We start from the raw sequence: 11,661 nt of genomic DNA, 5'->3' as shown, positions 1-11,661 counted from the left end.
GCCCACCATTACACCGACGTAAGCGTGGGATCAACGCTACAATCCCCCAATCGTGATGAGCGGCTACTGTCGGCAAATACGCGGGCGTAGCCGCTGCGGTCTGCGGCCATCGCCTGGCTCTCCTTCGCATCTTGATCATGTGCTACTCGAAGGATCACACGACGGCCGTCTTCATTTCACGACGCCACGCCTGTGATCAGGCCAAACTCGTACACCACTCCTGTGGAAGTCACTGCCCGCCACCTCGCGTTGCGATCCCTCCAGGGTGATGAGCGCCCGTGACGCCCTCGTAGGTGGGGTGCTTGGCCATGGCGGGTTGCGATCCCTCCAGAATGATGAGCGCCGGAAGTACAAGCTCGGCGTGGAGTGGGATCTCGACCTGTTGTTGCGATCCCTCCAGGGTGATGAGTGCCCGTACGACGCGTTCGACGTCCGGGTCCTCGCCGCCGGCAAGTTGCGATCCCTCCAAGGTGATGAGTGCCCCTACCGCGGCCCCCTGACGGAGTACCACGTCATGTTGCGATCCCTCCAGGGTGATGAGTGACGTTGCGCGGCGAGGTCATGATGACCACCGCCCAGTTGTTGCGATCCCTCCAGGGTGATGAGTGCCCCGCGCGATCGCGGCCCAGCCGACCCGGCCGAGGATGGTTGCGATCCCTCCAGAGTGATGAATGCCCCACCGCTTCCAGTGCCCGTTCTGCCACGCCTTCCAGTTGCGATCCCTCCAGGGTGATGAGCGCCCCTGGATGGGCTGGAGCTCCTTGACCCGGGCCTGGTGTTGCGATCCCTCCAGAGTGATGAGTGCCCATCAGGTGACCGTCACGCCCGACTCTCCCGCCTACATGTTGCGATCCCTCCAGGGTGATGAGTGCCAGGGTGGCGGACTGGTGCTGTGCTACGGCATCAAGTTGCGATCCCTCCAGGGTGATGAGTGCCCTGCCACTTCATCGCGCGGCCCAACCTGGACGAGCTCGTGTTGCGATCCCTCCAGGGTGATGAGTGCCGCGCCTTGGCGTACCGCTGGACCTTGTAGACGGCCTCGTTGCGATCCCTCCAGGGTGATGAGTGCCGAAGACCCCGAAGGGTTCGCGGACCGGTCCGACTAGTTGCGATCCCTCCAGGGTGATGAGTGCCAGGTTCCTGCGCGCGGCCACCGTCATCGGGCTGGTGTTGCGATCCCTCCAGGGTGATGAGTGCCCTGAGAAGTGGCTGGCCATGTTCAACGAGCCGTTGTTGCGATCCCTCCAGGGTGATGAGTGCCCCCACGGTAAAGCCCCAGGTCAGAGGTCCTAGCATCCACTACAGATAACACTATTTTGCAGCAGTCCGCCGGTAATGCAGAAGCGCAGGTCAAAGCGTTGATCGATTCCCTAATCACGAGGAAGCGCACGACGCTCTTCTTCCTGCGCTGTGGCCGCAACCGCCGTGCTGATCGCAAGAGCCGCACGGCTTGGTGGCTCACTGGGTGATGCGGCAGTGGGGTGATCGTACTCTGCTAGCTTTCCCTCGATGCCTATCCGCTTGATCCAGCGGCCCCATCGAGCGCTCCGCGCGAACTGCTCAGCAATGACCCTCCCCGATGGCAGAGCCCCATCGGGCAGGCGATGCTCCAATGCCCACTGCCAGGCCATTCGACGTAGGTCGCCCGCTCCGCAGCCATCAGGAACCCCCAACCCCGAGGCATCGTGGCCATCGTCCCCAACCGGTCCCTTCTTCTCCGTTGTATCGGCCCATGCAACAGCAGGTCCCTCAGCGGAAGCCCGGCGGATCTGGGACATCAACAACTCGTAGCTGCCGATCAACGCGACGCTCGGCCAGGCCGCGATCATGCGCCCGATCAGGCTCGGCTCGGCTACGGCGATGTTCGCCCCGAGGCTAGCCAGGCTGCCGACCATCAACATGGTCCACGCCAGGACACAGCCCCGCGAACCGTAGCGGTTAGCCAGGAGGATGGACATCGAGGCGACAACGATCGCTCCGTCCACCGCGAGCGGGATGAGCACCGCCGCCAGGTGATCCTCACCGTGCCGAAGACAGAGCTCGTGCATATGACGGAACGACACGACCGCCGCGATACCCGCGAGAAGGAGAACCCCCGTGATCGTTGTACGCCTGATGCGGCGCACGGCCCCCATGTTCGGTTCCACAGCTCACCCCTCCCGACCAGGGAGAACGAGCGTGGTGGAGGCGCTGAAGGGTATGTACGTATCGGCTGTGTCCCCCCTCGGACACACACCGAACGCACATGTGGGGGTTCCGGATCGATCCGGGCCTCCACATACTGCTTTTCCGGGTAGTACGTGAGCTTCAACCCGAGCTGGGTGTAGAGCTCGGCCTTATCGTCCGGGTCCGCATCCGAGACCAGCCGCACGAGATCCCCGACCTCCTCGATCATGGCCCTGATCTCGGCGGCGCTGATGCGTTGAGCGGCTGGGACGGCCTTCAACTCCCCTTCCAGACAGGCGCGTTCGCTCTTCGTCTCGTTGATCCACGAGGCGATCTCGATCGGGTCGCCTCCGGCGTCGAGGGCGGATCGGTACTGGTTGAGCTTGCGGTCACACTTCGACAGCCGTTTACGCAGGTCGATCAGGGCCGCCTCGTTCGGGTCGATCGCCTGCTCGGCCATCACCGCGATCGTGCGCTCCAACCTGTCCGGGCCGAACGCGGTCCCCAGCCAGCCATCGACCTCATCCAAGATCTCCGACTCGCGCAGGTAGACGACCTTGGGATGGTCGAGGTCGTTGGTGATGGCGTACTGGGCAGGGAAGCGGCACCGGTAGTAGGCCTGCCGGTTGTTCCAGTTGCCCTGCATCCGGCGCTCGCAGTAACCGCAGAACAGCACACCCCGGAAGGCGTATGGACGCCGGGTGGGGTGGGGTCGATGGCTGAATGTGCCTCTGGCACGTGTGGCGAGGATCTCCTGGACCCGCTGGTATTCCTCGACGCTCACGATCGCGTCGTGGACGACCTGCTCTGACCAGATCCACTGGTCCTTGGCGTTCCACCGCTGCTTGGTCGTCGTCCCCAGCGCGACGTTCTCCACGTCCAGAAGGATCTCGTCCTTGCGCTGCTTGTTCCACACCTGGTGGCCGGTGTAGCGCGGGTTGGTGAGGATCACTCGGATGGCGTACTTCGACCACGCCCGCTGATCGCGGTGCTTGTTCCGGCCGGGATCGCTGGCCGAGGGTGACAGGATGCCCTGCAGCGTCAGGTCCTCCGCGATGTCTAAATAACCCCTGCCCTTGAGGAACTCGCTGTAGATCCACCGCACCACCCGCGAGGTGACCGGATCGGCCACCAACCGCCGCAGCCTCCGGCCGTCGGCCGCCTTACCTGGGTTCGGGTGCGGACCGGCGTCTTGGAGGCTGTAGCCGTACGGCGGACGCCCGCCCAGAAACCGTCCCTCGGTCGCGGTGATCGCCGCCATCGCAGCACGTACCCGGATCTTGATCCGGTTCCGCTCGCCCTTCGACAGCCCTCCGAAGACGCCCATGATCATGTCGTGGGCCTCGTTCGCCGGATCGATCGGCCCGCCCACCTCGGGCACCCACAACGGCACACCGAAGTGCTCGAACAACGGGAACGTCAAGCTGTACTGGTTGCCGTAGAACGCCCGCTGCGGCTCCCCGATCACCACCGCGTCGAAGCCCCGCCGCGTGTCCTTCAGCTCCTCGATCAGCGCCGCCGCATGCGGCCGCAGCTGCCAGGGAATCGAACGGGACTTGTCGACGTCGAAGAACTCCGCGACGACCTCCCCGCCCCGCGACTCGATCAGCGCCCGCGCCCGATGCAACTGCCAGGCCCGTGACGCCTCCGGGTCCTGGTTGTCCTCGGTCGACACCCGGCCGTAGAAGCCGAACCTGATCGTCATCCCTGCTGCTCCTTCGCGGTCTGCGGTTGCTTCACGCGGGCGGCGGCCTTGAGCAAGATTCGCAGCAGCACGCCGGCCGCGCCGGGGGTGAGCCTGAGCTCCTCCCCCGGCACGACCAGCCGCAGCCCGTGATCTGCGCCGCTCACGACCCGTCCCGGTTCGGAACGGGTCCCCGCGTCCACCGGCGACCGGATCGGGCCCTACGGGCCCGCCCACCCCCGGCGGTCCTACATGACCGCTCGCCTCGACGGCCGATGTCAACGATCACCTGGACACGACTTCTCACCAGGTCAGACCCGGACAGCCGTCCACAGCCTGTGGACGACAAAGGCAGGCTCGACCTGTGGACCACCGTCCTGCGAGAAAGAGCCGCTCTCAACCCTCATCACCCCGCTTGCGCAGAATGAGAAGATCCTCATGCGCCGCAGCGCACACCGGCTGCCCCTTCTCTTGACCCCTCCAGGCCTCCAGCATCTGGAAGAACGACGCCCGAGGCACCAACCGGCCATCACGCAGCCCGCACAGCAAAGCCGCCAAACGGTGAGTGAGCACCAGACCGGCCGCCTCCGCGGTCTCGATGACCTGGCCGGGAAGGTCAACGAGCCGCCCGCTGACCCGGATCGGCCGAACGGTGACGGCGATCACTCCGCCTGGCCGCAGCAGTTCCCCGCATCCGGCGAGAATCTGCCCGAAGCCCTCCATCAGCTGAGGCAACGGCCGGTGGGCGAGGTTCCCCTTGTCCTTGGAGTACCGGTGGTTCGACTTCTCCACCGGTCCGCCGCCCTCCCGGCTACCGCAACGGACATGCCCATGTGTCCGGATTCCATAGGGCGGAGAGGTCAGCACCAGCGCGGCCGTGCCCCGCAGATTCGCGAAGACGGCCGCGATGTTCTGCGCGTCGCCGCAGGCCACCCGGGCGAATCCCGTCGCCCCCTGCAAGCGGGCCTGCTGGACGTTCGCGGCGGTGAGACCGGCGAAATCCGCCTCGTACTCCATCCCCGCCGCGTGCCGCCCCAGATGCGTCGCCTCCACCAGCGTCGTCCCGATCCCGCACATCGGATCCACCACCAGCTCACCCGGCTCGGTGACCGCCGAGATGACCTGGGCGGCGATCGACGGGAGCATCTTGCCCGGATGCCTCATCGACTCCGCGACATACCGGCCACGCCGCTGCACCCGCGACTGCAGCTGGCCCGTGGCCAGGACCGATGGCAGAACGCTCTCGTTCATCGAGCACCCCCGGCGGTACGAGCGAACAGACAAACATCCGCGTGCACCGACACGACCGGCGGCAACTCCGCCGACTGGGCACGGCGAAGGTGCCCCAGCTCCGCCGGATCGGCCTGGACAACCAGCGCGTCACCCTCCACCGGGACGCGTACCGCGATGACATGCTGCACGTAGGCCAACCCGGCCGCGCCCGCTCGCCGGATGATCCCCGGCGCCAGGTCCACCAGCCTCCCCCGCTCGTGCCGCGCCGTCGTGATCACCGCCAAGTGACCGCCCGGCGCGAGAACATGACGCGCATCCTCCAGGAACCGACCGAGCTGCGGCATGGCAAGCGTCGGCGGCTCCGCCCTGCACGAGGGACAAGACTCCGACGCCGGACCGGCCGGTCGTCCGGACTCCGGGTAAGGCGGAAGCGCCGCGATCAACAGCTCCACCCGGCCCTCCAGCCCGAGCAGCGCCTCCCGAAGTTCGTGTGGCCCGTGGGGACGTAGCCTCACCGCCGCCCGCTGATCCGCCGCGAGTTCCTGCCGCAGACGGCCGGCGAGGTGCTGCACGACCGGGAGACGCGGAACACATCCGACGCCCAGCCGCTCCATGCCTGCCGCTGTGACAAGCACCGTCTCGCTCGTCGGGAAGACATCCGCTACGACCCCGCCCGGACGGGAGCAGGCGCCGATCAGATGCCGAGCCAGTTCCCGCCCTACGGCCTGGCGATGCCGACCGCACACCACCTCGGTAACGCGCGGGCTTTCCCCGGCCTCGGACGATCGAGGCGTGGTGTCGGAACACAGCCACACGGAAAGCGGCACCAACCGCCTCTCAGCAGCCCGCGATCCCTTCGACCGCCGTCCTTCGTTCTTGCTCATCTACGGTGACCCGCGACGGTCACCCGTTCCCATGCATTGAAACACCAGTAGATCGGCGGCGATTGGAGCCGCCCTCGTCCTTCGCTTCGTGCACATCGTGAGGCGCATCAACCGCCCACATCAATGGGCAAGGAGGCGAGGCGAAGACCTGGACGACCTGCGCGATCTGCGTGGTGATGATCCTCTGCCTATCACGGAGCAGCTCTTTCCCGTTACTGAAAACGATCTTTACTTTGAGTTCCCGCCTATGTGATGATCACTCCGTTTTGCTACCTCTGTTCGAAAGGCCGGAGTGAACACATCACGATTAGCGTCTGGCTTATCCACCCGGACGCGCCGCCGCGCCGCCCTGATCGCCGTCCTCACGCTGCCACTTTCGATCTTGAGCGCACCTGCGATCGCTAAGGGCCCCACGCCATCCCCCACCACCCTGCAGACCGCCCTCAGCACGCCGACGAGCGCCGCGCTCGCCCAGGCCAAGAAGAACGACAAGCGCGTCGAGATCGAGGCGCTGCGCTCGGAAACGGGTACCTACTTCGCCAACCCCGACGGCAAGACCATACGTGCCGAGCTGAACAGCAGCCCGATCCGGGTCAAAAAGGACGGCGCCTGGCAGCCGATCGACACCCGGCTGATCGAAAAAGACGGCGTCCTGCGGCCTAAATCCAGCCTGGGCGACCTCACCCTGTCAGCGGGCGGCAACATCGACGCCGTCACCTACACCGGCGCCCAGGGCAAGGCGGCCATCGCCGCACCCGACAGGCTGCCCGAACCGGTGGTCAAGAACAACATCGCCACCTACCCCGACGCCTACGGCCGCGGCACCGACCTGGTCGTGACCGTCACCCCGAGCGGCTTCCGCCACGACGTCGTCATCCGCCAGCGGCCAGCTGAGGACCTCAAACTGCGCGTGCCCATGCGCTTGCCCGACGGCCTCAAATTGGGCAAGGGCCCGGACAAGACCCCCGGCGTACTCAACGCCAAGGGCAAAGAGGTCGACGACCTGTCGGCCGCGCCCATGCTGGACGCCGCCGCCATGGTCAGCCCTGACCAGGGACACATCAGCCAGGCGAATACCACAATCGACGGCGACAGCGTGATTCTCACCGCCAAGGCCGACTTCCTCACCGACCCAGCCGTCACCTACCCGGTCACGGTCACCGCCGCCTCGGAGGAGTGGGAGGGCACCGGCATCGCCGGCGACACCCACGTCAGCAATGTGCTGCCCAACGGCGACGACAACGCCCTGCTGGAGTCCCTGACCGCCGGCCGCTCACACAGCGGAACCCGCACCCACCGCGCCTACATCCGCTTCAACATCCATGACACACCACTCATGGGCGCCACTATCACCAACGCCGACCTGCGCCTGCACAACTACAACTCCCACACCTGCAGTGACGACAACCCCGGCATCGTCGCCCACCGCATCACCGATCCCTGGACCGTCAACACGCTGACCTGGAACAACCAACCGGACATCACCGTCAACGGCCAGGTCGGCAACCAAGGCGCCTACAGCGCGACCATCCCCTGCCCCGAAGGGGAAGGCGAACTGTACTACTCCATCGAAGACATGGTGCGCGAATGGGTGGCCGGCGAGCCCGACGAAGGCGTCCGGCTCACCTCCCCCACCGAAACCGTCGCCCAGAACTGGCGCTCCTACCGCTCCGACGAATACGGCGGCTACGACACCTACCCCTTCACCCCTCGCGGCCCCGTCCTCTTCATTGAGTACGAGCCTGCCCCTGTCGAAACCGTCGAGGTGGGAACATTTCAGTACGGTCACTGGGGCGCTACCCCAGCCGACCTGGCTGCGCAGCAGGCTCGGCAAACGGAGGTGGAGATACCACCCTTTACTAACCCCACCGACGAGGAGGCCCGGCAGGCCGCCTTGCACTCTCCGATACGCAGTCAGGTCGATGCGAACGAGCTTGAGCCGCCGCCGGGCTTGACTGAGGAAGAATTAGAGGAGTTCGGGGAATCCGAAGGAGGGGGCTACGAGGATGTCCCGGACGAATCTGATCCGGCACCCGACACCGTGGCTCCTCAAGTGTTGACGAATCCCGCTGACGGTGACACCAACGTTCCCACCGATACCGAGATCCGGGTGGCATTCGGGGAATCGGTAACGGGTCAAACCTTCGTGCTTAAGGACTCCGCCGCAACCGATGTGAGCTTCAGCGTTACGCCGATCGGTGACGACCCGGAGACGGAGGAAATCGAACCCAGTGATCAGGGTTGGATTCTTAAGCCCGAGCATTCTCTGAAGGGAGCCGAGCGCTACCGCATCGAAGTCCGAGCGGCCAGGGACGCTGCTGGCAACGTGATGACCGACTATGCCGCCACCTTCACTACGGCGGGTGGCGCTACGCCTGTGGCGGGGCTGGTGGCGGCCTACGGCATGAACGAGGGCTCGGGCACGAGCGTGGCCGACTCCTCCGGGCAGAACAACCCCGGCATGGGCGATAGCACTGCCTGGGCCAACGGCAAGTACGGCAAGGCTCTGTCGTTCAACGGCTCCTCCAGCATGGTCACGGTCGCGCACGCTGCGTCGTTACGCCTGACGACCGGGATGACGTTGTCGGCCTGGGTCAATCCGACCACGGTGACCGGCACCCCCTGGAAGAGCGTGGTGACCAAGGAACTGAACGCCGACGGGGCCTCCTACGCCCTTTACGCCGCCAACGGCGGTGCGGTTCCGTCCGGCTGGGTGCAAACCGATCCTGCGACCGACTCGACGGCCGATGGAACCTCACCCTTGCCGGTGAACAACTGGAGCCATCTGGCGCTCACTTACGACGGCGCCACCCTGCGGTTGTTCGTCAACGGCCAGCAGGTCGACCAGAGTACGCTGAACGGCAGCCTCTACGACGACGGGAGCCCGTTGCGTATCGGCGGCAACGTCGTCTGGCAGGAGTACTTCCGCGGCCTGATCGACGAGGTGCGCATCTACAACCGCGCCCAGACCGCTACTGAAATCCAGACCGACATGAACACCCCTATCGGCGAGGTGGCGCCGCCGGACACGCAGGCGCCGACCGCACCGGGCTCGCTAACTGGCACGGGCGGTCCCGGCAGCGCGCAGCTCACCTGGACGGCCTCGACGGACTACGTGGGCGTGACCGGCTACACGATTCACCGCTCTACGACGCCGGAATTCACCCCGTCCGCGGCGAACCAGATCGGCTCCTCGCCAACCACCACGTTCACCGACGCGGGCCTCGCCGCGGGGACGTACTACTACCAGGTCCGCGCCGCCGACGCCGCCGGCAACCTCAGCCCGTCCTCGAACGAGATCTCGGTCACCGTCACGGCCCCGCCGACAGTTCCGGGCCTGGTGGCCGCTTACGGCATGAACGAGGGCTCAGGCACGACCGTGGGTGACTCCTCCGGGCAGAACAACACCGGAGCGGCCACCGACACCACCTGGACGACGGGCGGCAAGCACGGCAAGGCCCTGTCCTTCAACGGCACTACCAGCTGGGTCACCGTCCCGCACGCCGAGTCACTACGCCTGACCAATGCATTGACGCTCTCGGCGTGGGTGCGACCTGCGACGGTGGACGGCATGGACACCGTGCTGATGAAGGAGAGCGCAGATGGCGGTCCCTACGCCCTGTACTCCTCCTTCGAAGGCTCGTACCCGCTGGGCTGGCTGCAAACTGCCGACGGTCCACGCGGGGTGGAAGGCGGCACCACCCTCACCTTGAATCAGTGGAGTCACCTAGCACTCACGTATGACGGCAGCATGGCAACCCTGTACGTCAACGGCACCCAGGTCGACCAGGCTCAGGTCAGCGGTGACCTCGTTGACGACGGCGGCGAGTTGCACATCGGCGGCAACAACTTCTGGGGTGACGAGTTCTACGACGGTCTGATCGACGAGGTACGCATCTACAACGTCGTCCAAACTGCGGCGCAAATCCAGGCTGACATGAACACCCCCGTCGGCGCCGCCGCAGCGGGTGTGACGGCCCGCCGACTGTCGACGAGTTCCGCCCCCGAGATCCAGAAGCTGGTCATCGGCGACAGCCGGACCGCGGACGGCGTCACAGTCACCTACAGCCTTACCCCGCACCTGACCACCTGGTTGACCATCGGGCGCAACGGCGAGGCCAAGGTGGAAGTGGAGATCGCCGGCAAGCCCACCAAATCGTTCAAAGCCGGAAAGGTGATCACGGACCGACGGCTGATCTGGTCCGGGCAGGCCACCGCCAAGCCCAACGATTCCCAGGTGACACTGCAGGTCCCCAAGGGACTGTTGCGGGACGGCGAGAAAGTGAGATGGAGGGCGAGGGCAGGCGATAAAGGTGCGTGGTCGCCTTGGGCTGGCCTAGTTGTAGATCTTGAGCAAGGCGCCACTGGCGACAAGACATCGAACGACCCTCGCGGCATTGCTCCCACGCCTGCCGCTGCTATCGCGGATGACGATTCGCGTGTACAGGAGTGCTGGAGGCACGAGCAGCAAGCCAGAACCGGCGCAACGGACGGTACCGACGGCTACTACATGAACCGCAACACCTGGTGCGCCATACAAGAGGTCGCCCGCGGCGATGCCCAGATAGGTTCCCGTCCCGGAGTTTTCGTCAACGGGATCACCGCCGACGCCACCATCATCGGAACTGCAGGCGGCAACGGCGAGGGCACTCCTACGAAAGACCGCTTCAGCCGTTACAGGATCTCCCTGAAGAACGTAACCGCGATCGGCGGTGTCTATAACAGGCAGGCGATGATCGGCTTCGGGGCCAGCACCTATAACACCGCTTGCAAGATAGCCGGCGATTCATACGTACAGGGACTATGGCAGCAATGGCGAGACGGAAAGGTTGTTGAGTTCACCGTAGTTTCCGATGAGGCGAACGGCAGGGGAATCGACAAGATCGAGCGCTGCTTCCCGAAGTTTTACGCCAAAATATGGCTCGACGGAATTTCCAGCACCCCTCCGAAGACTTACTGGTCCGACGCCAAGCCCGAAGCGCGGTGCGATTCCGCGTTTTACCTCACCAGGCACTACGGGAGCGGTTGCATCTTCGACAAGGTCGCAGCAGTCTACGAGACAACTGAGACCCGGCCAGGTCTCCCCTGGAGCGACATGGGCGACCCAGATAACGTGAACATGGCATATCGGAGCGTCGCATCTCATATCTGGACGGCCCAACACAAGAAAGATCTCACGCTCCCCAAGAGGATCGATAAAAGCATTCCGGGGCATTGGCTAAGTGCCAGTGGGCCACTCAGCCGAAACGTCAACGCAGACTGGAGGAAAAAGAATAATACGAAAAGCCGTAATATGTGCCGCCTCCTATTCAAGGACTACGATCGCAGAGATGCCGAACTCGGCAAGGGGGAGAAGCACAAGGTATATGAGTGCGATGAGTTTCCCTTCCAGTCCACCATGCAGGGAACATGGGTCAGCGTCGAGCGCGTGAACAGCCCGGATGCTTACGCCTACTCAATTAGACCCGTGTGGTGGAAGCGCAACACCGAAGACGGGATACGTCTTGGCGCCTTCTATGGAAGCCAGCGCATCCTAGGCGAAGACGGCACTCGACGGAAGATCACCTATGATCACTTCTGGGTAGAGGCGTACGTCCCCGGACAAAATCCGCACTAGCATCTAAGCGCCAGATAGAGGTCCCTCAGGAACCATAGGTACGCTTGGGTCCTGAGGGACTCTCCTGTCAGAGAAAG

At 64.8% G+C, this 11,661-nt stretch carries 6 protein-coding genes and 1 pseudogene; 2 read left to right on the top strand and 5 right to left on the bottom strand.

Features of this window, described 5'->3' with window-relative positions:
- Positions 1-268: 268 nt before the first annotated feature.
- Positions 269-544: a hypothetical protein gene (locus ABGA98_RS44800; RefSeq protein ID WP_347624588.1), complete on the top strand. Its 276-nt coding sequence runs from the start codon at positions 269-271 to the stop codon at positions 542-544.
- A gap of 826 nt (positions 545-1,370) precedes the next feature.
- Here ABGA98_RS44800 and ABGA98_RS44795 read toward each other — a convergent pair.
- The 5 genes and pseudogenes from ABGA98_RS44795 to ABGA98_RS44775 form a co-directional block, all read right to left on the bottom strand.
- Positions 1,371-2,048 carry a DUF2637 domain-containing protein gene (locus tag ABGA98_RS44795; RefSeq protein ID WP_347624587.1) on the bottom strand — a complete coding sequence of 226 codons (678 nt, stop codon included), beginning with the start codon at positions 2,046-2,048 and terminating at the stop codon, positions 1,371-1,373.
- 653 nt (positions 2,049-2,701) lie between these two features.
- A pseudogene (locus ABGA98_RS44790) lies at positions 2,702-3,871 on the bottom strand (recombinase family protein); the annotation flags it as partial.
- Positions 3,868-4,017 (bottom strand): hypothetical protein, encoded by a 150-nt coding sequence (locus ABGA98_RS44785; RefSeq protein WP_347624586.1) that lies wholly within the window; start codon positions 4,015-4,017, stop codon positions 3,868-3,870. The gene ABGA98_RS44785 and the pseudogene ABGA98_RS44790, both read right to left, overlap by 4 nt.
- Positions 4,018-4,246: 229 nt before the next feature.
- On the bottom strand, positions 4,247-5,101 hold the full coding sequence (locus ABGA98_RS44780) for a DNA methyltransferase (protein WP_347624585.1): 855 nt from the start codon (positions 5,099-5,101) through the stop codon (positions 4,247-4,249).
- Entirely contained in the window at positions 5,098-5,967 is an 870-nt protein-coding gene (locus tag ABGA98_RS44775; RefSeq protein ID WP_347624584.1) for a DNA methyltransferase, read from the bottom strand. The genes ABGA98_RS44780 and ABGA98_RS44775 overlap by 4 nt, the downstream gene beginning before the upstream one ends.
- Before the next feature lie 292 nt (positions 5,968-6,259).
- On the opposite strand from ABGA98_RS44775, the gene ABGA98_RS44770 reads away from it, so the two are divergent.
- Positions 6,260-11,584, top strand: a complete 5,325-nt coding sequence (locus ABGA98_RS44770; protein WP_347624583.1) for a LamG-like jellyroll fold domain-containing protein — start codon at positions 6,260-6,262, stop codon at positions 11,582-11,584.
- Positions 11,585-11,661 lie beyond the last annotated feature (77 nt).

It is taken from the genome of Nonomuraea sp. B1E8 (assembly GCF_039871515.1).
Classification (GTDB): domain Bacteria; phylum Actinomycetota; class Actinomycetes; order Streptosporangiales; family Streptosporangiaceae; genus Nonomuraea.
The sequence above is the reverse complement of the archived record's forward strand: the minus strand, read 5'-3'. Positions and strand labels throughout refer to the sequence as shown.